This window comes from Brachybacterium avium (assembly GCF_002216795.1).
GTDB lineage: Bacteria > Actinomycetota > Actinomycetes > Actinomycetales > Dermabacteraceae > Brachybacterium > Brachybacterium avium.
In genome coordinates, this window is the sequence record NZ_CP022316.1 from 192,795 (window position 1) to 219,155 (window position 26,361).

At 70.2% G+C, this 26,361-nt stretch carries 24 protein-coding genes, 2 tRNA genes and 1 pseudogene; 14 read left to right on the forward strand and 13 right to left on the reverse strand.

All coding sequences use genetic code 11. The annotated features are described in order from the left end of the window. Positions 1-62 precede the first annotated feature (62 nt). The 5 genes from aceE (at position 63) to CFK39_RS00905 (ending at position 6,579) form a co-directional block, all read left to right on the forward strand. A complete protein-coding gene (gene aceE / locus CFK39_RS00885; protein ID WP_089063886.1) occupies positions 63-2,807 on the forward strand; it encodes a pyruvate dehydrogenase (acetyl-transferring), homodimeric type in 2,745 nt (914 codons plus the stop codon). Between the two features lie 114 nt (positions 2,808-2,921). Next, complete coding sequence (locus tag CFK39_RS00890; RefSeq protein WP_089063887.1) at positions 2,922-3,875, forward strand: ACP S-malonyltransferase; 954 nt, start codon at positions 2,922-2,924, stop codon at positions 3,873-3,875. Between the two features lies 1 nt (position 3,876). Continuing rightward, complete coding sequence (locus CFK39_RS00895) at positions 3,877-4,878, forward strand: beta-ketoacyl-ACP synthase III (RefSeq protein WP_089063888.1); 1,002 nt, start codon at positions 3,877-3,879, stop codon at positions 4,876-4,878. Between the two features lie 136 nt (positions 4,879-5,014). Further along, the gene (locus tag CFK39_RS00900; protein WP_015775709.1) at positions 5,015-5,263 is read left to right on the forward strand and encodes an acyl carrier protein; all 249 of its coding nucleotides are present in this window, start codon (positions 5,015-5,017) and stop codon (positions 5,261-5,263) included. Between the two features lie 74 nt (positions 5,264-5,337). Further along, entirely contained in the window at positions 5,338-6,579 is a 1,242-nt protein-coding gene (locus tag CFK39_RS00905) for a beta-ketoacyl-[acyl-carrier-protein] synthase family protein (RefSeq protein WP_089063889.1), read from the forward strand. A gap of 158 nt (positions 6,580-6,737) precedes the next feature. On the opposite strand, the gene CFK39_RS00910 is transcribed toward CFK39_RS00905, so the two are convergent. From CFK39_RS00910 to CFK39_RS00930, 5 genes and pseudogenes are all read right to left on the reverse strand, one after another. Further along, a complete protein-coding gene (locus tag CFK39_RS00910) occupies positions 6,738-7,229 on the reverse strand; it encodes a DUF3145 domain-containing protein (RefSeq protein ID WP_089063890.1) in 492 nt (163 codons plus the stop codon). Between the two features lie 89 nt (positions 7,230-7,318). Further along, the gene (locus tag CFK39_RS00915) at positions 7,319-7,810 is read right to left on the reverse strand and encodes a peptide deformylase (RefSeq protein WP_089063891.1); all 492 of its coding nucleotides are present in this window, start codon (positions 7,808-7,810) and stop codon (positions 7,319-7,321) included. Further along, positions 7,807-8,289 carry an OsmC family protein gene (locus CFK39_RS00920; RefSeq protein WP_089063892.1) on the reverse strand — a complete coding sequence of 161 codons (483 nt, stop codon included), beginning with the start codon at positions 8,287-8,289 and terminating at the stop codon, positions 7,807-7,809. The genes CFK39_RS00915 and CFK39_RS00920 overlap by 4 nt, the downstream gene beginning before the upstream one ends. Before the next feature lie 75 nt (positions 8,290-8,364). Further along, a tRNA-Asn gene (locus tag CFK39_RS00925) sits at positions 8,365-8,436 on the reverse strand. A 67-nt stretch (positions 8,437-8,503) separates the two neighbouring features. After that, positions 8,504-9,627 (reverse strand): annotated as a pseudogene (locus CFK39_RS00930) (LacI family DNA-binding transcriptional regulator). Positions 9,628-9,800: 173 nt separating this feature from the next. Between CFK39_RS00930 and CFK39_RS00935 the strand changes: the two are divergent. Further along, on the forward strand, positions 9,801-11,069 hold the full coding sequence (locus tag CFK39_RS00935; protein ID WP_089063893.1) for a glycoside hydrolase 5 family protein: 1,269 nt from the start codon (positions 9,801-9,803) through the stop codon (positions 11,067-11,069). Between the two features lie 82 nt (positions 11,070-11,151). Then, a tRNA-Ile gene (locus CFK39_RS00940) sits at positions 11,152-11,225 on the forward strand. A 194-nt stretch (positions 11,226-11,419) separates the two neighbouring features. Here the strand turns inward: CFK39_RS00940 and CFK39_RS16090 are convergent. Further along, on the reverse strand, positions 11,420-11,584 hold the full coding sequence (locus CFK39_RS16090; RefSeq protein ID WP_157697017.1) for a hypothetical protein: 165 nt from the start codon (positions 11,582-11,584) through the stop codon (positions 11,420-11,422). A 159-nt stretch (positions 11,585-11,743) separates the two neighbouring features. Beyond that, positions 11,744-12,301, reverse strand: coding sequence for an OsmC family protein (locus CFK39_RS00945; protein WP_089063894.1), 558 nt, complete (start codon positions 12,299-12,301; stop codon positions 11,744-11,746). 310 nt (positions 12,302-12,611) lie between these two features. Here CFK39_RS00945 and CFK39_RS00950 point away from each other — a divergent pair, with 310 nt between their 5' ends. Further along, positions 12,612-13,448, forward strand: coding sequence for a CHAD domain-containing protein (locus tag CFK39_RS00950; RefSeq protein ID WP_157697018.1), 837 nt, complete (start codon positions 12,612-12,614; stop codon positions 13,446-13,448). A 71-nt stretch (positions 13,449-13,519) separates the two neighbouring features. On the opposite strand, the gene dnaG is transcribed toward CFK39_RS00950, so the two are convergent. Genes dnaG through dusB form a run of 3 tightly spaced genes read right to left on the reverse strand, consistent with a single transcriptional unit; the run spans position 13,520 to position 18,093 of the window. Further along, positions 13,520-15,499: a DNA primase gene (gene dnaG / locus CFK39_RS00955; protein WP_089063895.1), complete on the reverse strand. Its 1,980-nt coding sequence runs from the start codon at positions 15,497-15,499 to the stop codon at positions 13,520-13,522. 4 nt (positions 15,500-15,503) lie between these two features. After that, a complete protein-coding gene (locus tag CFK39_RS00960; protein WP_089063896.1) occupies positions 15,504-16,841 on the reverse strand; it encodes a deoxyguanosinetriphosphate triphosphohydrolase in 1,338 nt (445 codons plus the stop codon). Between the two features lie 4 nt (positions 16,842-16,845). Then, complete coding sequence (gene dusB, locus CFK39_RS00965; protein ID WP_420836210.1) at positions 16,846-18,093, reverse strand: tRNA dihydrouridine synthase DusB; 1,248 nt, start codon at positions 18,091-18,093, stop codon at positions 16,846-16,848. A gap of 194 nt (positions 18,094-18,287) precedes the next feature. On the opposite strand from dusB, the gene CFK39_RS00970 reads away from it, so the two are divergent. Next, the gene (locus CFK39_RS00970) at positions 18,288-19,289 is read left to right on the forward strand and encodes an LLM class flavin-dependent oxidoreductase (RefSeq protein ID WP_245822772.1); all 1,002 of its coding nucleotides are present in this window, start codon (positions 18,288-18,290) and stop codon (positions 19,287-19,289) included. Positions 19,290-19,409: 120 nt separating this feature from the next. Here the strand turns inward: CFK39_RS00970 and CFK39_RS00975 are convergent, their stop codons facing one another. Then, entirely contained in the window at positions 19,410-20,801 is a 1,392-nt protein-coding gene (locus CFK39_RS00975) for a glycine--tRNA ligase (RefSeq protein WP_089063897.1), read from the reverse strand. 137 nt (positions 20,802-20,938) lie between these two features. On the opposite strand from CFK39_RS00975, the gene CFK39_RS00980 reads away from it, so the two are divergent. From CFK39_RS00980 to CFK39_RS01000, 5 genes are read left to right on the forward strand one after another with little or no spacing between them, the layout of a single operon-like run. Beyond that, positions 20,939-21,898 (forward strand): metal ABC transporter substrate-binding protein, encoded by a 960-nt coding sequence (locus CFK39_RS00980; protein WP_245822774.1) that lies wholly within the window; start codon positions 20,939-20,941, stop codon positions 21,896-21,898. After that, positions 21,895-22,659: a metal ABC transporter ATP-binding protein gene (locus tag CFK39_RS00985; RefSeq protein WP_089063899.1), complete on the forward strand. Its 765-nt coding sequence runs from the start codon at positions 21,895-21,897 to the stop codon at positions 22,657-22,659. The genes CFK39_RS00980 and CFK39_RS00985 overlap by 4 nt, the downstream gene beginning before the upstream one ends. Further along, positions 22,656-23,579 (forward strand): metal ABC transporter permease, encoded by a 924-nt coding sequence (locus CFK39_RS00990; protein WP_089063900.1) that lies wholly within the window; start codon positions 22,656-22,658, stop codon positions 23,577-23,579. The genes CFK39_RS00985 and CFK39_RS00990 overlap by 4 nt, the downstream gene beginning before the upstream one ends. A gap of 35 nt (positions 23,580-23,614) precedes the next feature. Further along, positions 23,615-24,043 carry a Fur family transcriptional regulator gene (locus CFK39_RS00995; RefSeq protein WP_089063901.1) on the forward strand — a complete coding sequence of 143 codons (429 nt, stop codon included), beginning with the start codon at positions 23,615-23,617 and terminating at the stop codon, positions 24,041-24,043. Then, on the forward strand, positions 24,040-24,675 hold the full coding sequence (locus CFK39_RS01000; RefSeq protein WP_089063902.1) for a DedA family protein: 636 nt from the start codon (positions 24,040-24,042) through the stop codon (positions 24,673-24,675). The genes CFK39_RS00995 and CFK39_RS01000 overlap by 4 nt, the downstream gene beginning before the upstream one ends. A 50-nt stretch (positions 24,676-24,725) precedes the next feature. On the opposite strand, the gene CFK39_RS01005 is transcribed toward CFK39_RS01000, so the two are convergent. Then, the gene (locus CFK39_RS01005; RefSeq protein ID WP_089063903.1) at positions 24,726-25,535 is read right to left on the reverse strand and encodes an isoprenyl transferase; all 810 of its coding nucleotides are present in this window, start codon (positions 25,533-25,535) and stop codon (positions 24,726-24,728) included. Between the two features lie 39 nt (positions 25,536-25,574). Further along, positions 25,575-26,309 (reverse strand): DNA repair protein RecO, encoded by a 735-nt coding sequence (gene recO, locus CFK39_RS01010; RefSeq protein WP_089063904.1) that lies wholly within the window; start codon positions 26,307-26,309, stop codon positions 25,575-25,577. Positions 26,310-26,361: the final 52 nt, after the last annotated feature.

The following is a 26,361-nucleotide window of genomic DNA, read 5'->3' on the forward strand; positions in this document are numbered from 1 at the left end:
GCCCACAGGCGATCCTCAGCTCCCACGGCCGGTCCGTCGCCTCCCGTAGAGAGAAGGACAGTGTGACTTCGCACGAGACTCCTCGTCCCATCGGCATCAATCTGCCGAGCCATGCCCAGGATCCGGATCCGGAAGAGACCCGGGAATGGCTGGATTCGTTCGACGGTCTCGTCGAGCACCGCGGCCCCGAGCGCGCCTCTGAGATCGTCCAGAGCGTGATCCAGCACGCGCGCGAGGAGGACATCCACCTCCCCGAGTCGCTGACCACGGACTACGTCAACACGATCGACGCGGATCAGCAGCCGGAGTATCCCGGTGACCCCGAGCTCGAGAAGGAGCTGCGGAACATCAACCGCTGGAACGCGGCGATGGTCGTGCATCGCGCGCAGGCCCCCGGCATCGGCGTGGGCGGGCACCTCTCCAGCTACGCCTCGATCGCCACCATGTACGAGGTCGGCTTCAACCACTTCTTCCGCGGACGGAACCATCCCGGCGGCGGAGACCACGTCTTCTTCCAGGGTCATGCCTCCCCCGGCATCTACTCCCGCGCGTTCATGATGGGCCGCCTCTCCCAGGAGGATCTCGACGGCTTCCGCCAGGAGGTCTCCAGCGAGCACGGCATGCCCTCCTACCCGCATCCGCGCGCGATGAAGGACTTCTGGGAGTTCCCGACCGTATCGATGGGCATCGGCCCGGTCGCCGCGATCGAGCAGGCCTCCTTCGACCGCTACCTGCAGAACCGCGGGCTGAAGGACACCAGCGAGCAGCACACCTGGGCCTTCCTCGGCGACGGCGAGATGGATGAGGTCGAGTCCCGCGGTGCGTTGCACATCGCCGCCAAGGAGCACCTGGACAACCTCACGTTCGTGGTCAACTGCAACCTGCAGCGCCTGGACGGCCCGGTCCGCGGCAACGGCAAGATCATCCAGGAGCTGGAGAGCCAGTTCCGCGGCGCCGGCTGGAACGTCATCAAGGTGATCTGGGGTGCCGGCTGGGATCCGCTGCTGGAGAAGTCCACCGACGGCGCGCTGATCGACCTGATGAACGCCACCCCGGACGGCGACTACCAGACCTACCGGGCCGAGGACGGCGCCTTCATCCGGGACAACTTCTTCGGTCGCGATCCGCGCACGAAGGCTCTGGTCGAGGACCTCTCCGACGAGGACATCTGGTGGAAGCTCAACCGCGGCGGTCACGACGCGAAGAAGATCTACTCCGCGTTCAAGCAGGCCACCGAGGCCAACGGCAAGCCCACCGTGATCCTCGCCCACACCGTCAAGGGCTATCGCCTGGGCAAGAACTTCGCAGGCCGCAACGCGACCCACCAGATGAAGAAGTTCACCCTCGAGGACCTCAAGGCGCTGCGCGACACCCTGCGCATCCCGATCAGCGACGAGCAGCTCGAGTCCGGCAGCGTCTACGACGCCCCGTTCTACCTGCCCGACGACGACGCACCGGTGATGAAGTACCTCAAGGAGCACCGTGCGGCCCTCGGCGGCCCGGTCCCCTCGCGCCGCACCGAGCACAAGCCGCTCAACCTGCCCGGCGACAAGGCCTACGAGGTCGTCAAGCGCGGTTCCGGCAAGCAGGAGATCGCCTCGACGATGGCTCTGGTGCGCCTGCTGAAGGACCTCATGCGGGACAAGGAGACCGGCAAGCGCTGGGTGCCGATCGTCCCCGACGAGGCCCGCACCTTCGGCATGGACTCGCTGTTCCCGACGGCCAAGATCTACAACCCCGACGGTCAGAACTACCTGTCCGTGGACCGCGACCTGCTGCTGGCCTACAAGGAGTCCACCTCCGGCCAGATCAAGCACATGGGCATCAACGAGATCAGCTCCACCGCAGCGTTCACCGCGGCCGGCACCTCGTACGCCACGCATGACTTCCCGATGATCCCGTTCTACATCTTCTACTCGATGTTCGGGTTCCAGCGCACCGGCGACTTCTTCTGGGCCGCCGGGGATCAGATGGCCAAGGGCTTCGTGATCGGTGCGACCGCGGGCAAGACCACGCTCGCCGGCGAGGGCCTGCAGCACATGGACGGCCACTCCCCGATCCTGGCCTCCACGAACCCCGGCGCGGTCATCTACGACCCCATCTACGGGTACGAGCTGGGACACATCATCCGCGACGGCCTGCAGCGCATGTACGGCGAGGACGACCGCACGGACGAGGTCTTCTACTACATCACGGTCTACAACGAGCCGATGGTGCAGCCGAAGGAGCCGGAGAACCTGGACGTCGAGGGTCTGCTCAAGGGCATGTACCTGCTCGAGCCCAAGCCCGAGGGCGAGGGCCCCGAGGCGCAGCTGCTGGCGTCCGGCGTCGGTGTGCCGTGGGCGCTGCACGCCCGTGAGCTGCTGGCGGAGGACTGGGGCGTCAACGCCAACGTCTGGTCGGTGACCTCGTGGACCGAGATGCGCAAGGAGGCCCTGGAGGTCGAGAAGCACAATCTCCTGAACCCCGAGGACCAGCGCACCCCGTGGATCTCCCAGCGTCTCGAGGACGTCCAGGGGCCCTTCGTCGCCACCTCCGACTACGACTACCTGGTCCCGGACATGATCCGCGAGTGGGTCCCGGGCCGCTACGGCGTGCTCGGTGCTGACGGCTGGGGCTTCTCGGACACCCGGCCCGCCGCCCGCCGCTACCTGAAGATCGATGCGCACTCGATGGTCGTCAAGGCTCTCCAGCTGCTCGCCCAGGAGGGCAAGGTGGACCCGTCGGTGGTCCGTCAGGCCATCGACAAGTACGACCTGACGAACGTGAACGCCGGGCAGTCCGGCTCGTTCGGCGGCGAGTCCTGATCATCCCGTCGGGCCGCCCGTCCTCGGCGACGGGCGGCCCGACGGTCCTTTCCGCCATCGGCCCGTCTCGCCATCCGAGCGGGCCGTCCCCGTCTCTCTCCCCTGGAGGTCCCTGTGCTCGCGATCGTCTGTCCCGGACAAGGGGCGCAGAAGCCCGGTTTCCTGAGTCCGTGGCGCGAGCTGCCCGGTGTCGCAGAAGCGCTCGCCTCGCTTTCGGAGCCGGCCGGCATCGACCTGCTCCGCCACGGCACCGAGTCCGATGCGGACACCATCCGTGATACCGCCGTGGCCCAGCCGCTGCTGGTGGCATCCGGCATCATCGCCGCCTCGGCCCTGTACCAGGGTGAGGGCCTCCCCTCGGCCGACGCGTTCGCCGGCCACAGCGTCGGCGAGCTGACCGCCGCCGCTCTGGCCGGGGTGCTCAGCAATGAGGATGCCATGCGTCTGGTCGCGGTCCGTTCGCAGGCGATGGCGAAGGCCGCCGCGGCTGAGCCCACCTCGATGGCCGCCGTCGTCGGCGGCGTGCGCGAGGACGTCGTGGCGACGATCGAGCGCCACGGCCTGCGCGCGGCCAATATCAACTCCGCCGCGCAGGTGGTCGCCGCGGGCACGACAGCCCAGATCGCTGCCCTCGCACAGGACGGGCCGGCCCGGGCCCGCGTGATCCCGCTGCAGGTCGCCGGAGCGTTCCACACCCCGCACATGGCCGGCGCCCGCGAGGAGCTCGCCGCCTTCGCCCCCCGCCTGAGGCCCCACGACCCGACGGTGCCGCTGATCTCCAACGCGAGCGGCGAGGTCATCAGCTCCGGCGCCCGCTACCTCGAGCTGATCGTGGACCAGGTCGCCGCCCCCGTCGACTGGGAGGCCTGCATGGCGACGCTGCGTGACCGCGGGGTGACCGCGATGATCGAGGTCGCTCCGGCCGGGACTCTGACCGGGCTGGCCAAGCGCGAGCTGAAGGGCATCGCCCTGGCGAACCTCAACACCCCCGATGACCTCGACGCCGCCCGCACCCTGGTGCGCGAGCATGCCGGCGCCGCTGCCGCCCACACCGCCCAGGAGAACTGACATGGCCGTCTCCCTCGCCCCTCAGCCCACCGTCGCCGGATCCCGGGTCCTCGCCTACGGCGCCGCGCGCGGCGACCTCATCGTGCCCAATGATGACCTGGTCGGCCCGATCGACTCCTCGGACGAGTGGATCCGCAAGCGCACCGGCATCATCACCCGTAAGCGGGCCAGCGCGGATGTCGGCGTCAAGGATCTCGCGCTCACCGCGGCGCGGGAGGCGATCGAGCGCTCCGGCATCGAGCTGGAGACGCTCGACGCGATCATCGTCTCCACCATCACCTTCCCGTACCAGACACCGTCGCTGGCCACGCTGCTGGCCGGTGAGCTGGGCCGTCCCGACGTCATCGCCTACGACATCTCCGCGGCCTGCGCCGGCTTCGCCTACGGGATCGGCCAGGCGGACTCGCTGATCCGCTCCGCGGCGGCCCGCAACGTGCTGGTGATCGGCGCGGAGAAGCTCTCCGACGTCGTCTCCCCCACCGATCGCTCGATCTCCTTCCTGCTCGGCGACGGCGCGGGCGCCGCGATCGTCGGCCCGAGCGAGCAGCCGAAGATCGGCCCGACGGTGTGGGGCAGCGACGGCGAGCACTGGGGCACCATCCGGATGACGAACTCCCTCACCGACTTCCGTGACGGCAAGGGCGAATGGCCCACCCTCGAGCAGGACGGCCGCACCGTGTTCCGCTGGGCCGTCTGGCACACCGCGGAGAAGATCCGCGAGATGCTCGACAAGTCCGGCCTGACCGTCGAGGACATCGACGTGTTCGTGCCCCATCAGGCGAACATGCGCATCATCGACGAGCTCGCCAAGCAGCTGAAGCTGCCGGAGGACGTCGTGATCGGTCGCGACATCGCCGAGACCGGCAACACCTCGGCCGCCTCCATCCCGCTGGCCACGCACCGGCTGATCGAGGAGGGCGCCGTCAAGAGCGGCGACGTGCTCGTGCAGTTCGGCTTCGGCGCGGGCCTCGCCTATGCCGGTCAGGTGCTGATCCTGCCCTGATCCGGCCCCGATCCGCCCCGAAGGACTGTCAGCCGCGTCACGCCACGCGGCGGACACATTCCCCACCAGCCGGTTACTGCTCGGTAGCACGGGTAGTCTGTGACCGCCACACATCCGCACACCTGAAGGAGCATCCATGGCACACACCGAGAACGAGATCCTCGAGGGCCTCGCCGAGATCGTGAACGAGGAGACCGGTGTCGCCACCGAGGACGTCAAGCTCGAGAAGTCCTTCACCGACGACCTCGACATCGACTCCATCTCGATGATGACCATCGTGGTCAACGCCGAGGAGAAGTTCGACGTCCGCATCCCCGACGAAGAGGTCAAGAACCTCGCCACCGTCGGCGACGCCGTCAAGTACATCGAGGGCGCTCAGAACTGAGCCCCACCTGACGCCCGGGACGATCCCGTCCCGGGCGTCGCCGTTTCGCCAGACGCCCCGACCCGGAGGTCCGTATGCCCGCTCCCCGTTCCCGTGTCGCCGTGACCGGCCTCGGCACCGTCAGCCCGCTCGGCGGTGACGTCACCTCCACCTGGGAGGCCGCCCTGGCCGGCACCTCCACAGCGCGCACCTTCGACAACGACTGGAAGGAGCGCTACGGGCTGTCCGTGGACTTCGCCTGCCAGCTGGTCCCCGGTGCGCTCGACGGGCTCAGCCGCCCGGAGTCCCGGAAGCTGGACCCCTCCGGTCAGTACTCCATGGTCGCCGCGCGCGAGGCCTGGGCTGACGCCGGCGCTCCCGAGGTCGCCCCCGAACGGCTCGGCGTCGTGGTCGGCACCGGCATCGGCGGGATCTGGACGACGCTGGACCAGTGGGACGTGGTGCGTGAGCGCGGTGCCCGACGGGTCAATCCGTTCACCGTGCCGATGCTGATGGCCAACGGGTCGTCCGCGCAGATCTCCATGGAGCTCGGCGCCCGTGCCGGCGCCCACACCCCAGTCTCCGCCTGCGCCTCCGGCGCCGAGGCCGTGGCCCTGGGAATGGGCATGATCCGCGACGGTCGCGCCGATGTGGTCGTCGTCGGCGGCACCGAGGCGTCGATCCACCCGATGACCATCGCCGCCTTCGCGAACATCCGTGCCCTCTCGGGCCGGGTCGATGATCCCGAGCACGCCTCGCGCCCCTACGACGTGGACCGCGACGGCTTCGTCCTCGGCGAGGGCGCCGCCATCCTGGTGCTCGAGAGCGAGGAGCACGCCGCCGCCCGCGGTGCCCGCGTGTACGCCTACGCCTCCGGGCGCGGCATGGCCTCGGATGCGCACCACATCTCCGCGCCCTCGGCCGAGGGCCAGGCTCGTGCCGTGCGGGAGGCGCTGGAGGATGCCGACCTCGCCGCGCACGACATCGTCCACGTCAACGCCCATGGCACCTCCACCCCGCTCGGCGACATCGGCGAGCTGCGCGCCGTCTCCGATGCTCTCGGCGGCGTCACCGACCAGATCGTGGTCACCTCGACCAAGTCGATGACCGGTCACCTGCTGGGCGGCGCCGGAGCACTCGAGTCCCTGTTCTCCGTTCTGGCCTCGCACCACCGGATCGCGCCGCCGACGATCAACATCGAGAACCTCGATCCCGAGACCCCGATGCGGATCGCGCAGAACACCCCGGCCGAGCTGCCCGGCGGCGACATCGCCGTGCTGAACAACGCCTTCGGCTTCGGTGGGCACGATATCGCGACGGTGTTCACCAACGCCTGAGCGGCACTGCCGCGCCGGGCCGGCGCCGCCTCGTGCGGTGCGGGACGGAGTACGGGGTACGGAACGCCTTCCTCACAGGAAGCCGTTCCGTACCCCGTTCTCGTGTGTCAGGGGCGTCGGCCGTCCCTGCCAGGCATCGACCCGAGCCCTCCCCGCAGTCAGCTGACGCGGTGGAGCCAGCGCATCGGGACGCCCTCGCCGGCGTGGCGGTAGATCTCGAGGTCCTCGTCCCACGGACCCCCCAGGGCGATGCCGAGCTCGCGGCGCAGCGCCGCGGGATCATCACCGGCCCGGTCCATGCAACCGCGCACGTGATCCTCGGTGAGCACGATGTTGCCGGCGTGGTCGGTCGCGGCATGATGGATGCCGAGCTCGGGAGTGCAGCTCCAGCGCGCACCGTCGACCAGTGCGGTGGATTCCTGGGTCACCTCGAAGCGGACCTCGTGCATGCCGCGCAGGGCACTGACCAGGCGTGCGCCGGTGTCCTCGCGTCCGCGCCAGGTCATCTCGGCTCGCTGCAGCCCGCGCCCCACCGGCTGGTCCTCCCAGCGGATGCGTGCGGGCACGCCGATAACTCCGCTGGCGGCCCATTCGATGTGCGGCGTGAGGGCCCGCGGAGCGGAGTGGATATACAGAACGCCCTGGGTCATCTCGTTCCTTCCGGTGTCCGATGCGTCTTCCCCAACGAATCGGTCCTGCGGAGGGATCTGATGACGGCGAGTGCCTGTCAGTGCAGAGCTTAGATGGTCTCCCTGATCTGGCGCAACGCCCGCTTCTTCACAGAGCGCTCGAGGCCGTCGATGTAGAGCACTCCGTCGAGGTGGCCGACCTCGTGCTGGATGAGCCGGGCGACCAGGCCCTCCCCCGCCAGCTCGATCTCCTGGCCCTCGACGTCCATGCCCACGCAGCGGGCGTAGGCGGATCGCGTGCGCGGGAAGAACAGCCCGGGCACCGAGAGGCAGCCTTCGTCATCGTCCTGCAGCTCCTCGGAGAGCTCGACGATGACGGGGTTGAGGATGCAGCCCAGACCGCCGTCCTCCCCGAGGTTCCAGGAGAACGCGCGCAGGCTCACCCCGATCTGGTTCGCCGCCACCCCGGCACGACCCTCGTCGTCGACGGTGTCCAACAGGTCCTGGACGAGGGTGCGCGTGCCGTCGGTGATCTTCCGGATCGGATCGCACGCAGTGCGCAGCACCGGGTCGCCGACGATGCGGATGGGGCGCACGGTCATGCCTGATCCGCCTCCGGGGTATCGGGGTCCTCGACGCCGAGAACGCGGTGGGTGACCTCCGCGCCGGGCACCACGGTGCGCTCGACCGTGCAGCCGGCGGCGACCGCGCGGCCGAAGACCTTCACCACGGCGGCGACCTCCTGCTCGGTGAGCCCCTCCAGCGGGAGCTGCACCTCCTCGGCGATCGCGAGATAGCGATTCTGCTTCTCATCGGAGGTGCCGTGCGCCCACAGCCGCATGGCGAAGTCCTCGCCGAGGCGGCGGGAGAGGTTCACATCGGTGCTCATGCCGGCGCAGCCGATCAGGGCGAGCTTCAGCAGCTCGCCGGGGCTGACCTCGCCCTCGCCGTGGCCGATCGGGATCTCGACGCCGCGCTGGGTGCGACCGACGAGGGTGCGCTCTCCGGTGCGGTCTGCCCAGACGCTGCCGGGGCCGAAGTTCTCCGGGAGCTCGAAACGGTCATCGGGGACGGAGGTCATCGTCCTTCTCCTTCACGAGAACCAACGGGAAATGAGACAGCCCGGAGGTCTCCGGGGCTGTGCTCCTGTGCTGGGCTCCCGCACTTGGATTCGAACCAAGAACCGCTCGATTAACAGTCGAGTGCTCTGCCGTTGAGCTATGCGGGATCGACCTGGACGACAGTAGCAGGGTTCCGGTCCGCTTCGCATCCCGGAACCCCGCCTCGACCGGCCACTATGACGAAGGTAACCCCTCGCACGACGGTCCTGCTGCAGGCGATGCGGCCGTCGCGCCATCGGGCCGGGTGGAGGCGCGCACCACCAGCCCGGGCTCGATCGCCCGGGACTCCTGGAGCGATGCCTGCGATGCGCCGCGCCGACTCCGCCCCGCCTCGATCACCTCGAGCAGGCGCGTCGCGGCCACCCGCCCGTACTCGATGGCCGAACGACCGATGGCGGTGATCGGAGGGCGGTGGGTGCGGGTCAGCGCCGAGTCCTCATAGCTCGCGACCGCGACGTCCTCGGGATCCGGGATCCGGTCTCCCCGAGCACGTGGCTCCCGGCCAAGGCCATCTCGTCGCTGTCGAAGACGATCGCGGTGGGGGGCTCCGGGCGCGCCATCAGCTCGTCGGTGGCGACCTCGGCGCCGCGAGTGCCGAAGCCGGCGTCCTGGGTGATCGCCTCGATGCCGAGCTCGGCGCAGCGCTCGGTGAACGCCCGATCACGCAGCAGGGTATGGAGGAAGTCCTCGTTGCCCGCCACCCGGGCCAGGCGCTGGTGACCGAGCTCGGCCAGATGGTCCACCAGCAGGCGGGTCGCGTGGGCGTCGTCGACATAGACCGAGGGCAGGGAGCCGTGGTGTCCCGGCCCGCCGACCACGAGCGCGGGCAGCCCGAGATCCTCGAGCGCAGGGATGCGGGGATCATCCTGGCGCAGGTCCACGACCACCACTCCGTCCACCCGGCGCTGCGCGAACCAGCGGCGGAAGGTGTCGATCTCGTCGTCGGTGGTCTCCACGATCTTCATCTGGAGCGAGTAGTCACGGCGACTGAGCACCTCCTGCAACCCGGCCACGAAGGCGCCGAAGAACGCCTCGGTCCCGAGCACCTCGGCCGGCCTGGCCAGCACCATCCCGACCGTGAGCACCGGGGCTCCGGCGAGGGCGCGCGCCGCGGGCGAGGGTTCCCAGCGCAGCTCTGCGGCGATCGCCATGATCCGTTCCCGGGTCGTCTCCGAGACTCCGGGCCTCCCGTTCACGGCGAGGGAGACGGCAGCCGGAGTGACCCCGGCGCGGCGGGCGATGTCCGCGATGGTGACGCGCTGCCCCCGGCCGCTGCCGGGCTGTGTGCTGGTGGTCATCGTCCACCCTCTCCGGCCGGCGCGGCGCAACCCGCCCACGACCTCGACTAAACCGCTATAGTAACAGGATGCGACCACAAGGCACCGGGTCGGACATGTCCGGTTCCCCTGCGCCCGCTTCGTGAGTGTCGCCGCGAACGCCGCCCCCGAGCACTGTCCGACGGAAGGACACGATGTCTGCCTCCCCCCACACCTCGGCCGGTGCCGCTCCGGTGCGATTCGGTGTCAACTACACGCCGCGGCAGGGATGGTTCCATTCCTGGCTCGACCTGGACCTGGACGCTGTCGGCGAGGACCTCGCCGCCGTCGCGTCCCTCGGCGTCGATCATATCCGCGTGTTCCCGCTGTGGCCGCTGCTCCAGCCCAACCGCACCCTGATCCGCCCCCGCGCGCTCGACGACGTGCGCGCGGTGGTGGACATCGCCGCACAGCTCGGGCTCGACGTCGTGGTCGACGCGATCCAGGGGCACCTCTCGAGCTTCGACTTCGTCCCCAGCTGGCTGGCGACCTGGCACCGACGGAACATGTTCACCGACCCCGAGGTGGTCACGGCGACCGCACAGCTGGTGCGCGCGCTGGCGAGCCGGTTGGCCGACGCCCCGAATCTGCTGGGCCTCTCGCTCGGCAACGAGGTCAACCAGTTCTCCGCCTCCAACCACCCCGACCCCGATGCCCTCACGATCTTCGAGGCGGAGGCGTGGACGCGGACGCTCCTGGACGCCGCCCGCGACGGCGCCCCGCGCGGGATGCACACCGTCGCCAACTACGACGCCGCCTGGTTCATGGACGACCACGCCTTCACCCCCGATCAGTCCGCACAGCTCGGCGATGCGACCGTGGTCCATTCCTGGATCTTCGACGGCACCGGCCAGCGCTACGGCGCCCGCTCCCACGAGGTCGCCCATCGCACCGAGTACTACCTCGAGCTGGCCCGCGCCTTCTCCCCCGCCCCGGAGCGCCCGCTCTGGCTCCAGGAGGTCGGCGCCCCCCGCAGCATCCTGGAGAAGACGGACGTCCCCTGGTTCGTGCGCAGCACCGTCGAGAACTCCCTGCAGTGCCCCGAGCTCTGGGGCATCACCTGGTGGTGCTCGCACGACGTCTCCCGCTCCCTGGCGGACTTCCCACCGCTGGAGCACACCCTCGGCCTGTTCGACGAGGAGGGCCGGCTCAAGGGCTCCGGCGCAGCCTTCCGGGACGCGATCGCCGCGGCCCGCGAACAGCCGGCCCCGGCACCCCGGGGGCGGGCGATCGACCTGCCCGTCGGCCCAGACCCGCTGCTGCTGCGCAGCGCCGCAGCACCCGGCGGCTCGGTCTTCGAGCAGTGGATGGACGCCTCGCGCGCCGGGGAGCGCCCCACCCTCCGGGTGGTCCGCGAGCTGGCCGACGTCACCGCAGGCGATACCCGCACCGGTGGCGCGGCCGCGACACGCGTCAGCCCCTGAGCGCGAGGGGCGACGCCCGGTGGCCGACCAGGCCACCGGGGTCCTCCGTGATAGATTCCTGACCGCCCTGCTCGCAGGGTTCGGGCCAGTAGCTCAGCCGGTCAGAGCAGCGGACTCATAATCCGTCGGTCGCGGGTTCAAGCCCCGCCTGGCCTACGTGGCCTGCGATTTCGCTCCATCCGCTGCGTAGTGGAATCCGCAGGAACGCGTACAGAGCGAGAAGTGATCGCTCGCGTGTCACGCGAGCGTCCGCGTTCGCGTCCGAGGGCTGATGATCAACGGTGCGTCGGAGGGTGTGGAAAGTCGCCCGGGGGAGCCCTGCGCGGCTGCTGCGGCACCGCGCCGGCGCATCAGCTGGATCGGGTGCCGTGGCCGTCCGCATCGGGTTCGCTGCGGAGCCGGTCGGCGATCTCCTCCTCGGGCCGGGGCGCGATCGTCTGATCGTCCTCGAGCTCCTGAATCGGTTCCTCCCCCGGAGAGGGGTCGAACTCAGGCTTCTCACGTGGTGCGATCATCACAGGTCCTCCGATGCCGTGGCACCCCAGAATACGTTCTGCAGCACGCATATGCACCGGATGGCAGCTTCCGGGCGTCGGTGGCGCTACCCATCACGCTGGGCAGGCTCGGTCCAGAGCGTCGCCGAGCAGACCGAGATCAGGTCGGCATGACGGTCTTCAGGCGCGGGTGACGGTGGTCGTGACCGGGGTCGGATTCTGGAAGATGTCGAGCACCGGGCAATGGGCATCGACGGTTTCGCGCAGCTCGTCGTAGCGCTCGTCCGTCTCCGGGCCGGAGATCTCGATGTTCAGCCGTACCTCCGAGAAACCGGCGCGCACGGACTCGTCGGCGCCGAACAGACGCGCGGCGTCCAGATCGGCCTCAGCCCTGATGACGATGTCGTCGAAGGGAATTCCGAGCTGCTGCGCGTAGAGGCGATAGACCACGACCTGGCAGCCGGCCAACGCACCGAGAGCGTATTCGACCGGGCTGCTCCCGATGTCATCACCCGCCAGCACCGCAGGCTCGTCGACGACGAAGAAGTGCTTGCCGGCGCGCACAGTCGTCGCCACCGAACCGGTGCCGACTCCTTCGACCGCATACTTCAGATGGGCGCTGGAGCGATGGGCATCGATACGCTCGGCCCACGCCTTCCCGGCTTCCGTGAGGCGAGCGGCGCGATCCTCGGCAGTGGTCTCGGGGGCAGCGGACTGGATGCTTGCGGTGATCGTCATGACGTCGACGATAGAAGTGCCTGCTGCGGGTGCCAAGAGGACCGAAATCTGCCGTCATCGAGCGTCATCTGGTGCCTCCATGGCTGCGGACCGGATCCACCTCCTGGGTTCTCGAAGCGGACCGCCGCGCCTTCAAAGGACAGGCTTTCTGCGCCCGTCTTCGCTGGTCATGAGATGATGGTGCCGTTGATCCGTCAGTCGCGGGTTCACACACCGCCGGGCCCGCCGGACCGTACACCGCATGGTCGATGCGCTGGTCGGCTCTCCGCGGCGAGAGCCGACCAGCGCCTCCGTCTCGCAGGGAGTGCCGATGTCTCACCAGGATGCACTGAGCGCCTACGTCCAGGAACACGCCGAGCGCGCGCTGCAGGGGCTGCTGTCCATCGAACGCGCCACTGAGGGCGAACTGGACCGAACGCTGACGGTCCAGGTGGTGCACGAGACCCGCACCTCCCTGCGCCGGCTGCGGGCGATCCGGGCCACCTTCCCGGAATCCTTCTCGCAGCACGATGCCGACACCGCCCGGGCCGACCGCGACCTGCGGTTCGTCGCCCGCACGCTCAGCGAGCTGCGCGACACCGACGTGCTCGGTGAGGGTCTGCTGGAGCAGGTCCAGGCCCTGCCCGCCTCATGGATCCTCGGACCGGTCCAGGAGGACCTCGCCGCCGCACTGGCCCGGCGGCGCGGGGCGGCGGTCGCTCATGTCGCCGCGCGCCACGGCAGCGCACGCTGGCGCGAGGCCGCCGACCAGCTCGGGTCGTGGCAGCAGGATCCGCCCCGGCTCCTCGAGCAGGAGCCGCTGCACCTGCTCGAGCGGGCACGGAGCGAGGTACGCGCACGGCTCCAGGCGGCGGGCGGAGATCCGCATGCCCTGCACTCGGCCCGCAAGGTCGCCAAACGCTGGCGCTATGCCGCGGAGCTGCTGCTGGCCGAGGAGCCGGGCGCGGCGCCGCATCACGAAGCCGCCACGACCGTTCATCTCGTGCTCGGCCAGATGCAGGATGCGGTGGTGGCCATGGACTTTCTGCTCGAGCATGCCGGCATGGGCAGGCGCAGCGGTCACAACGCCTTCACCACGGGGATGCTGCACCAGCGTGCCCAGCAGCAGGTCCAGGACATCGCGGCACGAGCGCCGAACCTGCTCTGACCTGCGTCGGTCGGTCAGTCCAGCGCCCGATCGACCGCCCTCCTCCCGCGCGCACGCTCGCAGTTGGTCGGTCAGTCCTCGAGCGCGCGCAGGGCGCGGCGGCGGCCCTGCACCTGGGCCAGGCGCGCCATGATGTCCTGGTGGCGCTCGGCGTCGGAGGGGTCGGTGCGCTGCAGGCGCTGCTTGAGCACCGAGTACTCGCGGGTGAGGGACAGCTCCGCGAGCCGGTCCAACAGCGAATGCGCGAGGCGTCGCAGCCCCTCCTCGTCCCGGGCCGGGAGATCGAGGTTCGCGATCTCCACGATCAGCGGGCGCACCGTCTCGCCGGCGATCTCGAGGACCTGTTCGAGATAGCGGGCGGCGTGGAGCTGACCCTCCACGGCATCCAGCAGGGTGCCGGCGGCGAGCATCACGTCCCAGACTCCCTGCAGCGCGGGGACGTGGAAGGCGTCGTCTGGCAGGGTGGCGACCTTCTCGGTCTCCAGCAGCTGCGGGGACTGGAGCATCACCGCGAGCGACTGCGTCTCGACCATGCCCACGGGGTCGCGGGGGCTGACCACGTCCGCCAGGCGGGCCGCCGGTATCGCAGCGGCCTCCCCGTCGGCCGTCGTCTGCTCGCCGGGCACTGCCGGGTCCGGCACGGGGCGCTGCGGCTCCAGGCGCTGCGCGGAGCGTCCCTCGCTGCGGGCGGCGTCGTGCACGGCGCGCAGCACTGTGGACTCATCCATCCCCAGCCAGCCGGACAGTCGCCGCGCGTACTCGGGCCGCATCGCCCGGTCACGGATCCGGGCCACCACCGGCGCGGCCATCCGCAGCGCGGTGACCTGCCCCTCGACGGTGTCGAGGTCGACCTGGGAGATGGCGGTGCGGATCGCGAACTCGAACAGCGGCCGACGGGTCTCGATCAGCTCCCGCACCGCCTGATCGCCCTGCTGGATCCGCAGATCGCAGGGGTCCATGCCGCTGGCCTCGACCGCGACATAGGTCTGGGCGACGAAGCGCTGGTCCTCCTCGAAGGCGCGCAGCGCGGCCTTCTGCCCGGCGGCGTCGCCGTCGAAGGTGAAGATCACCTCGCCGGCCAGTCCTCGGCCGTCGGTGTTCAGGCGCAGGCCCGCCGTGGGGTTGGAATCCCCCATCACGCGGCGCACGATCTTCACGTGCTCGGGGCCGAAGGCGGTGCCGCAGGAGGCGACGGCGGTGGTGACCCCGGCCAGATGGGCGGCCATCACGTCGGTGTACCCCTCGACCACCACCACCCGGTGCTGGGAGGAGATCTCCTTGCGGGCGATGTCCAGTCCGTACAGCACGCTGGACTTGTGGTAGATCGCGGTCTCGGGGGTGTTGAGGTACTTGGGGCCCTTGTCGGATTCCAGCAGGCGCCGCGCTCCGAAGCCGATGGTGTTGCCGGTGATGTCGCGGATCGGCCAGACCAGACGCCCGCGGAAGCGGTCGTAGACCCCGCGCTGCCCCTGGGAGACGAGCCCGCTGGCCGTCAGCTCCGCCTCGGTGAAGCCGCGCCCCCGCAGCACCCCGGTCAATGATTCCCAGCCCTCGGGGGCGAACCCGACACCGAAGTGGGCGGCGGCCTCCTGGTCGAAGCCGCGCTCGGTGAGGAACCGCCGGCCCACCTCGGCGGCCGGAGTGCCCAGCTGCTCCCGGTAATACTCCTCGGCGATCGCGTGCGCATCCAGCAGCCGGCGCCGGGTCCCGAAGTCGGGACGGTCACCGCGCCCCTCCCCGGCATCCTCGTACTGCAGCTGGACGCCGTAGCGGGCGGCGAGCATCTCGACCGCCTCGACGAAGCTGAGGTGGTTGATCTTCTGGACGAAGGAGATCACGTCCCCGCCCTCGCCGCAGCCGAAGCAGTGCCAGTGGCCCAGCTGGGGGCGGATGTTGAAGGAGGGGGTCTTCTCGTCGTGGAAGGGGCACAGGCCCTTCATCGAGCCGATCCCGGCCGTGCGCAGGGTGACGTGCTCGGAGACCACCTCGTCCAGTCGCGAGCGCTCGCGGACGGAGTCGACGTCGGCGCGACGGATCAACCCTTGGGCCACGGGCTCAGAGCTCCGATCCGAGGCCGGGCAGCGGGGTGTCCGCAGCGGTCAGGTGGGTCAGGGAGCGGTCGAAGAGCGCCCCGTGCAGCTGGCGCGCGGTGACGTCCGTGAAGGAGGCGATCTGGTCGACCACGACGCGACGGCGGCCGTCGTCGTCGGCCGCACTGTGCCAGAGCTCGGCGAACAGCGGGCTGAGGTATTGGGTGCCGGTGTTCCACAGCCGCGAGTACAGGTCGCGGATGATCTCCTCCTGCGCCTCGTAGACCGGCTGCTGCGAGGCAGAGGACATCACGTAGGCGGCCGCGAGGCCCTTGAGCACAGCGATCTCGAGATGGGTCTGCTCGGGCACCACCATGTCCCCGCCGTAACGGGAGAGGGGACCCTCTCCGTGCGCCGTGCGGGTCGCGGTGATCGCGGAGCGGGTGAAGCGCCCTATCAGCTGGCTCGCCATGTTCTTCAGCGCAGCGGCCGAGCGCATCGAGCCGGTGAAGGACAGCAACCAGCTCGGTTCGGACTCGAGTCGGGACAGCGCCGCATCGAGCTGCGCGATCGACTCGTGCGGCATGTACCAGTCCTGGACCACGTACAGCGCGGCGGCCCGCTCCATCGGATCCTGCAGCTTCTGCAGGTCCAAGGTGAGGCCGGTGATCGCATCCTCGATGTCGTGGACGGAGTAGGCGATGTCGTCGGCGAGGTCCATCACCTGCGCCTCGAAGCATTGGCGCCCGGGCACGGCGCCCTCGCGCGCCCACGAGTAGACGTCGAGATCATCGGCGTAGGCACCGAACTTCGGGGAGGCAGGGTCCGGGCCCCGGCCCCGCGTCCAGGGGTACTTGATCGCCGCATCGAGGCTCGCTCGGGTGAGGTTCAGCCCATAGGGCCGGTCCTCCCCCACCACCTTGGGCTCCAGCCGGGTGAGCAGGCGGAGGGTCTGCGCATTGCCTTCGAAGCCGCCGAAGCCGGCGGCGAGGTCATCGAGCACCTTCTCCCCGTTGTGACCGAAGGGCGGATGGCCGAGGTCATGGGAGAGACAGGCGGCGTCGACGATCTCGGGATCGCAGCCGAGTTCTGCTCCGATATCGCGCCCCACCTGCGCGACCTCGAGGGAGTGGGTGAGGCGGGTGCGCACGAAGTCATTCGCCCCGGCGCCGAGCACCTGGGTCTTGGCGCCGAGCCGACGCAGCGCCGAGGAGTGCAGCACGCGCGCACGATCGCGCTGGAACGGAGTGCGGGCCTGGGACTTCGGCGGCTCGGGGACCCGGCGCTCGAGGTCGTGGGCGGTGTATCCCGCAGGCGGCGGCACGTCGCTCAGCGACGTCGAGGGCGTGCTGTGCAGGGACATCGAGTCATCCTCCGGAGGTGTCGAGCTCGGCCTCGTGGAGGCGGGCGGCATGCTCGGGGCTGAGCTCGCGGGAGGTCATCCAGCCCTCGGGCACATGCGCCTTCTTCGGGGTGCCCGCGCGGCCGCGCGGGCCCTCCACGGCGGCGCCCGGGTACGGGCTGGTCAGCTCCAGCTCGGCGAGCTTGGCGTCGAGATCGGCGAGGGATTCCATGGTGGCCAGGCGGTGCCGCATCTCGCCGCCGACGGGATAGCCCTTGAAGTACCAGGCCACATGCTTGCGCAGGTCGCGCACGGCGCGACCCTCGTCCTCGAAGTACTCCACCAGGAGCTCGGCGTGGCGGCGCAGGGTCTGCGCGACGTCGCCCAGCGTGGGGCGCACCCGGTCCGGCTTGCCGGCGAAGCCGGCGGCGAGGTCCGCGAACAGCCAGGGCCGTCCCTGGCAGCCACGGCCGACGACGACGCCGTCGCAGCCTGTCTGCTTCATCATCTCGATCGCGTCCTCGGCGGACCAGATGTCGCCGTTGCCGAGCACCGGGATGTCGGTGACCAGCTCCTTGAGCTCGGTGATCGCCTGCCACCGGGCCTGGCCGGAGTAGTGCTGGACCACGGTGCGGCCGTGCAGCGCGATCGCCGCCGCACCGACCTCCTGGGCGATCAGCCCGGCATCGCGGAAGGTCTGGTGCTCGTCGTCGATGCCGACCCGGGTCTTGACCGTGACCGGCACCTCGGGCCCGGCGGCTTCCACTGCGGCGCTGACGATGCGGGTGAACAGCTCCGTCTTCCAGGGCAGCACGCCGCCCCCGCCCCGACGGGTCACCTTGGGGACCGGGCAGCCGAAGTTGAGGTCGATGTGATCGGCGAGGTCGCGCTCGCGGATCATCTCCACCGCACGGCGCACGGTCGCGGGATCCACGCCGTACAGCTGCACCGAGCGGGGCGTCTCCCGCTCCCCCATGGTCACCAGGCGCCAGGACTCCCTGTGGTCCTCGACCAGAGCGCGCGTGGTCACCATCTCGGAGACGTACAGACCGCCGTCGTCCTCGCTGTGCAGGGCACCGAACTCGCGGCACAGCAGACGGAACGCCATATTGGTGATCCCGGCCATAGGCGCCAGCACGACGGGCGTATCGATGGTGTGCGGGCCGATCGTGAGGGTGCGCCGGGCAGCACTGCTGCCGGGCACGGACGTGGAGTCGCGAGCCGGGGAGGCGACGGAGCTGAGCGCATGGGGTGCGGTGTCGAGGGTGGTCATCGTCTCGATTGTCCCATCTGGCCCTCTCCCCCGGGAGGGGTGGCGGGGGTGATGTGCATCGGCACCGGATGGGGAGGAGAGGGCCGGGCTGTTGGTCCTGGCCCGGAGGCGGGAGAGAGGAGATGATGGCAGCAGCGGCGCACCATCTCTTCCTCGCCCCCGCGCCGACCGTCGCACGACGAAGGAGGCAGGAGATGACCGCCCCGACAGCAGAGCAGCGCAGGGCTCCGCGCATAGGCTTCGCGGCCCAGATCGAGCACACTGGCCCCCGCGCCGAAGGGCGCTCCCCTTCCAGCCGCGGCCTCGAGGAGGGCATCGAGCTGTTCCTCACCGCTGAGGACCTCGGGTACGACGTGGGCTACGTGCGCACCCGCCACCTGCAGGACATCCTCGCCTCCCCGCTGCTGTTCCTGGCGGCGCTGGGTCTGCGCACCACTCGCATCGAGCTCGGCACGGCGGTGATCCCGCTGCGTTTCGAGAACGCGGGACGGCTCGCCGAGGACCTGGCCACCGCGGATCTGCTCACCGGGGGCCGGCTCCGGCCCGGGGTGAGCTCCGGCCACTCGGCGCACGAGGCGATGTACACGCGCGCCTTCGGGGCGGTGCCGGAACGCGCTGAGCACGTGGACCGCGTGCTGCACGACCTCGTCTCACTGCTGGACGGGGAGATCGTCGCAGGCGCCGACCGGCACGTCGAGGGGGTCGTGGCGGGGAGCCCGCTGCGGATCCAGCCGCAGGTGCCCGGGCTCCGGGACCGGCTGGCCTACGGTGCGGCCGATCCGGGTCGGGCAGCGATGGCGGGCCGGCTCGGGCTCCGTCTCCAGCTGGCCACCATGGCGCCGGACGACGGTTCGGGACGCCCGTTCGCACAGCTGCAGCTCGAGGCGCTCGAGGCGTATCGCCGCGGCTCGCGGGAGGCGGGTCACGGCGAGGGGGACGTGATGGTCAGCCGCCAGATGATCCCGGTGCGCAGCGACGCGGAGCTGGAGCGCTTCATGACCCTCCTCCCCGCGAGCGGGCCGCAGATCCACGAGTCGTCGGAGAGCACCACGGCCAGGAGATCGGCGGGCACGACGCGGTCTTCAGCGCAGTGGTGCTGGATTCGCCCGCGGAGGTGGCGCGGGCGCTGTGGGAGGACCCGGTGGTCCGCGCCGCCGACGAGGTCGTGCTGGTGCTGCCGCCCGGAGCGCCGCTGACCGATCAGCAGGAGCTGCTGCGGACCTTCGGCTCCCTGGTCGTCCCATCGGTCCAGATGGTGCTCGGCGGCGGCGTGACGGGCTGAGCCCGCCGCACCGCCGCCGCACGGACGAGGTCGCTCAGGCCCCGAGCAGGCGCGCGGCGAGGTAGGACTCGACCTGGTCCAGCGCCACCCGTTCCTGCGCCATCGTGTCGCGCTCGCGGATGGTGACGGACTGATCCTCGGCGGTCTCGAAGTCCACCGTGAGGCAGAAGGGGGTGCCGATCTCGTCCTGGCGGCGGTACCGGCGACCGATCGCCTGGGTGACGTCCATCTCGACGTTCCAGTGCTTGCGCAGCTGGTCGGCGAGCTGGGTGGCGCGCGGCACGAGGTCCTCGCTCTTGGACAGCGGCAGCACGGCGACCTTGACCGGCGCGAGGCGCGGATCGAGCTTGAGCACCGTGCGCTTGTCGACCCCGCCCTTGGCGTTGGGGGCCTCGTCCTCGCAGTAGGCGTCGACCAGGAAGGCCATCATCGACCGGGTCAGACCGAAGGACGGCTCGATGACGTACGGGGTGAAGCGCTCATTGGCGGCCTGGTCGAAGTACTGCATCTTGGTGCCCGAGCCCTCGGTGTGACTGGTCAGGTCGAAGTCGGTGCGGTTGGCGATGCCCATCAGCTCGCCCCACTCGCTGCCCTGGAAGCCGAAGCGGTACTCGAGGTCGATGGTGCCGGCGCTGTAGTGGGCCCGCTCCTCCTCGGGGACGTCGAAGCGGCGCAGGTTGTCCGCCGCGATGCCGAGGTCGATGTACCAGTCCCAGCAGGCCTCGACCCAGTCCTTGAACTGCTGATCTGCCTGGGCCGCCGTGGTGAAGTACTCGATCTCCATCTGCTCGAACTCGCGGGTGCGGAAGATGAAGTTGCCGGGGGTGATCTCGTTGCGGAACGCCTTGCCGATCTGGCCGATGCCGAAGGGCGGCTTCTGGCGGGTGGCGGTGACGACGTTGAGGAAGTTCACGAAGATGCCCTGCGCGGTCTCCGGGCGCAGGAAGTGCAGGCCCGCCTCGTTGTCGACGGCACCGAGGTAGGTCTTGACCAGGCCGGAGAACTGCTGCGGCTCGGTGAACTCGCCGCGGGTGCCGCAGTTGGGGCAGGCGATCTCGGCCATGCCGCCCTCGGGCGCGCGGCCCTTCTTCGCCTCGAAGGCCTCCAGCAGATGGTCCTCGCGGAAGCGGTTGTGGCAGCTCTTGCACTCCACCAGCGGATCGGTGAAGGTCTCGACGTGGCCGGAGGCCTCCCAGACCTGCTTGGGCAGGATGATCGAGGAGTCCAGACCCACCATGTCGCCGCGGGACTGCACGAAGGTGCGCCACCACTGCTTCTTGATGTTCTCCTTGAGCTCCACGCCGAGCGGGCCGTAGTCCCAGGCAGAGCGGGTTCCGCCGTAGATCTCACCGGCCGGGAACACGAAGCCGCGCTTCTTGGCGAGTGCGATGACGTTGTCCAGCGTGCTGGCGGGGGCCTTGGCCACGGGGAGACTCCTGGTGACGGTGGGGTACGGAACCGTCCCAGCATAGTCATCCGGCGGGCTGTGACGGTTCCCACGTGAGGCGTTCCAGGGGGCCCGTCGACTTGCGCCGCTCCGATGCGCTCGTGAGAATGATTGTCATGACGCTCTCGCCCCGCCTCTCCCGGCGCACCCTCCTGACCGCCACCGGACTCGGTGCCGGTGCCGCACTCCTGGCCGGGTGCGGGGGCGGCCCGGCCGCGGCGAACGGGAAGCTGTCCGTGGTGACCTCCGCCTATCCGTTCTCCTACCTCGTCACGAGGATCGGTGGAGACCACGTCACGCTGGTGGATCTCACCTCCCCCGGGGTCGACGCCCACGGCCTCGAGCTCTCCATCAAGCAGGTCCTCGCCATCGAGGAGGCCGATCTGGTGCTCCAGATCCCCGGCTTCCAGAACGCGCTGGACGACGCCATCGCCTCCCACGGCGGGGACAACGTGCTGGACATCTCCGCCGAGCTCAGCCTGCTGCCGGTCGACGCGGCGCACACCGAGGAATCCGACGGCGGCGGCGAGGCGCATGACGAGCACGCGGACCACGACCACGGTCCCCATGACCCGCACCTCTGGCACGACCCGGTGCGGATGGCCGATCTCGCCGACGCGGTCGCTGCGCGGCTGGGGCAGCTCTCGCCCGAGCACTCCCAGGGCTTCACCGCTGCGGCCGCCACGCTGCGCGCCGAGCTCGAGGAGCTCGATGCCGAGCTGGCGGAGTCCTTCGGCGCGGTCGGGGGCGAGAAGCCCTTCATCACCAGCCACGCGGCGTACGCCTACCTCGCCGAGCGCTATGACCTGCACCAGATCGGGATCGCCGGCGTGGACCCGGAGACCGAGCCCTCCCCGCAGCGGCTGCTCGCCCTGGAGTCCGTCGTGCAGGAGACGGGGGTCACGACGATCTTCTTCGAGACCTCGGCCTCGCCGAAGGTCGCCCAGACCCTCGCCCGGAACCTCGGCATCGAGAGCGAGGAGCTCGACAACCTCGAGACCCAGCAGTCGCCGCAGTCCGATTATCCTCAGGTGATGCGAGACAACTGTGCCGAGCTCATCGCGAGCTGGACTTGAGCGACCGACGGCCGCCCGTCGTCGAGGTCTCCGGGGTCTTCGTGGACCGCGGGGGCCAGCGGGTGCTGCATGATGTCGATCTGCGCATCGAGCACGGTGAGCTGGTGGCATTGCTGGGCGCCAACGGCTCCGGGAAGTCGACGCTGCTGCGCGCAGTGGTGGGGGTGCTGCCGCTCGCGGCCGGCTCCGCACGGCTCTTCGGCGCCCCGGTCCAGCGCGGCACCGCCCATGATCGCCTCGGCTACGTGCCCCAGGAGTCGGCAGAGACCGGGTCGATCCCCGCCACGGCCCGGGAGACGGTCGCGAGCGGTCTGCTGGGGGCCCGCTCCTGGTGGCCCAGCACCCGCGACCCGCGGGTGATGGCCGCCCTGGAGGCGGTCGGCATGGCGGATCTCGCGGGCCGTCCCGTCACCCGCATGTCCGGTGGCCAGCGCCGCCGCGTGATGATCGCGCGCGCCCTGGTGCGCGACCCCCAGCTGCTGGTGCTCGACGAGCCCTTCTCCGGGGTGGACGTGCCGACCCAGGAGCTGGTCGCCGAGCTCTTCCGGGAGCTCTCCGCCGCCGGGACCACCATCCTCGTGGTCCTGCACGAGACCGGTCCGCTGGCCGGCGACATCCGGCGTGCCGTGGTGCTCGACCACGGCCATGTCATCCATGACGGCGCCGAGCGCGACCGTCCCCGCCTGGACCCCGGCCCCGGCCACCCCGAGGATGCCGCCCCGCTGGACGAGTGCCTCGGACAGGAGATCCACCCCCTATGATCTCGCCCCTCGACATCCTCACCTCAGATCTGCTGCGCTACCCGCTGATCATCGCCGTCCTGATCGGGCTCACCGCTCCCGTGGTCGGCACCTATCTGGTGCAGAAGCGGCTCTCCCTGCTCGGTGACGGGCTCGGTCACGTGGCGCTGACCGGTGTCGCCGTCGGCTGGCTGATCGGGGCGTGGACCTCCGCCGCGCCCGCAGACCTGCTGGCGATCCCGGGGGCCCTGGCCGCCTCGGTGATCGGCGCGCTGCTGATCGAGTACGTGCGCGAGGTCAGCCACACCAGCCGTGATGTGGCGCTCGCGATCCTCTTCTACGGCGGCATCGCCGGCGGCGTGGTGATCATCCAGCTCGCCGGCGGCACCTCCCAGAACCTGATGGCGTACCTCTTCGGCTCGCTGTCGACCGTCACAGCTCCCGACGCCCTGATCTCCGTGGTGCTCGCAGTGGTAGTGCTGGGGATCGGGGTGGGGCTGTCCGGGCTCCTCGCGGCCGTCACCGCGGATGAGGAGTTCGCCCGGGCCTCGGGACTGCCGGTGCGCATCGTCAACGTCCTGATCGCCGTGATGGCGGCGCTGACGGTCACCCTGTCGATGCGGATCGTCGGCGCACTGATGGTCTCGGCCCTGATGATCGTCCCGGTCGCCGCCGCGCAGAATCTCGTGGTCGGGTTCACCCGCACCATGCGCACGGCCATGGTGATCGCCGTACTCTGTTCACTGGGCGGGCTGCTGATCACGGTGTATGTGGACCTGCCGCCGGGCGGGGTGATCGTGCTGCTGACGATCGCGGTCTACGCCCTGGGACTCCTGACGCGGGCGCTGCGCCCGGTCCGGGAGCATCCACCGACCAGCGGCCCCGGCCCCTCGCGCGCCGGCGGTGCGCCCACCGTCGCACGTGCAACCGGCCACCACTGATAGCAGTCTCGCCGGCCGTCGGGGACAATAGCGGCATGCAACGGAACACCCGCCAGCGCTCTGCGATCCTCGAGACGCTCTCGCGGCAGGACGACTTCCGCAGCGCCCAGCAGATCCATGAGCAGATGAAGGCCGACGGGGAGACCGTGGGCCTGGCCACGGTGTACCGGAACCTCCAGGTCCTCTCCCGCTCCGGCCGGCTCGATGTGCTGGTGGCGGGCGATGGTGAGTCCCTGTACCGCCAGTGCGAGGACACCGGGCACCATCATCATCTGGTGTGTCGGGAATGCGGCCGCACCGTGGAGTTCCTCGCTCCGAAGCTCGAGAGCTCGATGGACGCGATCGCTCATGAGCACGGCTTCACCGACGTGGACCACACCCTCGAGGTGTTCGGGCTGTGCAGCGACCACGGTACCCGCGAGGCGGAGGCCGCCGAAGAAGAGGGCGAGGACCAGGCCCGATGATGGAGTGGATCCAGAATCTGCCGCTGCTGCCCGCAGTGGGGTTCCTGTACGTGGTGATCTGGTGCCGGGCGGGAGCGACCTATCTCGTCGGTCGTGGGGCCCGACGGGCCGCGCATCGTGGCCGCATCGCCGCCTTCCTGGACTCGCCGAACGTCACCCGGGCCACCGAGCTGATCCATCGCTGGGGCGCTCCGGTGGTCGCGCTGAGCTTCCTCACCGTCGGTTTCCAGACCGCGGCCAATGCGGCGGCCGGCCTGACCGGCATGCCCGCCAAGCGGTATCTGCCGGCTCTCGCGATCGGGGGACTGGCCTGGTCCTTCATCTACGCGACCGTGGGCCTGGTGGCGTTCATGGCCTGGTTCGAGCTGTTCCTCGTCTCGCCGTGGGGTGCCGTTGCGGTGCTCACGCTGGTGGTGGTGCTGATCGCAGTGCTGCTGCGGCACCGGCGCCGTACCGGCGGGATCAGCAGCGCCCAGACGATGCAGGCAGGCGATGCCGCAACGGACGCAGGCCCCGTCGAAGCGTCTGCGCATCCAGCAGGATCGCCGCAGGATGCGGCGGGGTCCGTGGGCGCAACCGCGGAGCCGCCGCTGGCCGGAGCGTCCTCCCCCACCCGCGAGCAGCGGGCGTAGCCGCCCCGTCCGCTCGGACGCACTCGGCCCGCACGCCGCGGACGACCGGCTCAGCCCCCCGCGGTCTCCTGATCGGGGGCGTCGACCGCGCCCCCGTACCGGCGGTCCCGACGGGCGTACTCGGTGATCGCCCTCCACAGCACCCGCCGGTCCACATCCGGCCACAGCTCCTCGACGAACACCAGCTCGGCGTAGGCCGCCTGCCACAGCAGGAAGTTCGAGGTGCGCTGCTCGCCGCTGGTGCGCAGGAACAGGTCCACATCCGGCATGTCCGGATCGTTCAGGTGGCGGGCGAAGCTCTTCATGGTGATGCCCCGACCGCTGATCCGCCCAGCCCGGGCCTCCTCCGCGATCTCACGCACCGCATCGACGATCTCGGCCCGGCCGCCGTGGTTCACGCACATGTACAGCGTCATCCGGGTATTGGTGCGGGTGAGCTGCTCCGCTTCCTTCAGCTCTCTGATGACGCTCCCCCACAGCCGCTGCTCGCGGCCGATCCACTTGATCCGCACCCCCCAGGCGTTCAGGGTGTCCCGCTGGCGGCGCAGCACGGAGCGGGAGAAGCCCATCAGGAAGCGCACCTCCTCTGGGGAGCGCTTCCAGTTCTCGGTCGAGAAGGCGTAGGCGGACAGATGCGTCACCCCGATCTGCAGGGCGCCGGCGACCACGTCCAGCAGCGCCGCCTCCCCGGCCTCGTGACCCGCGGTGCGGGGCAGACCCTGCCGGTTCGCCCAGCGGCCGTTGCCGTCCATGACCACTGCGACATGGCCGGGGATGGTCGGGGCGGGCAGCTGCGGGGGCCGTGCGCCGCTGGGATGCTCGTACGGCTCCCGGTACCCGTGGCGGGTCGCAGCGGGCATGTGGTCCTCCTGAGGGGTCGTGGCGGGCGCGTTCAGCGCTCAGCGCTCTACGTAATGCAGGGAGCGTACGGAGCGCTCGAGATGCCAGGTGATCGTGTCGGTGATCAGGCGGCCGGCCTCGTGCATGACCGCGTCCTCGGCCCCGAGCACATTCTCCCAGTCCCCGGCGAGCAGGAAGATCATGTGCTCGATCGCGGCCTGGCGCACCGCGATCGCGCCCGGGCGGCGGCACGAGGTGCACACCAGCCCGCCAGCCCGGATGTCGAGGGCGTGATGGGGCCCGTCGGCCCCGCACGAGGCGCAGACCCGCAGCTCCGGTGCCCAGCCGGAGACGGCGAGGGTGCGGATGAGGAACGAGTCCAGCACCAGCGGGGGCGGGATCCGGCCCTCTCCCATCGCCCGCAGCGCCCCGACGAGCATCAGGAACCCGCGCTGGTTCGGATCGACCATCTCGTCGGTGAGCCGGTCCGTGGTCTCCAGCATGGCGCTGGCGGCGGTGAAGCGGCCGTAGTCGGCGCTGATCCCGACGGCGAAGGCCTCGATCGTCACCACCTGGGTGACGGTGTGCAGGGACTTCCCGGCGTGCAGCTGGACGTCGACCAGGTTGAAGGGCTCCAGGCGCGCACCGAAGCGGCTGCCGGTGCGACGCACGCCCTTGGCGACCGCACGCACCTTGCCATGGCGGCGCGTGAGCAACGTGATGATGCGATCGGCCTCACCCAGCGGATGGGTGCGCAGGACGATCGCATCGTCGCGGTAGAGCTTCTGCAGCATGATCAACCGAGCCTACGACCGCGGCCCACCGCCGAAGGGCAGGCCGGGCAGG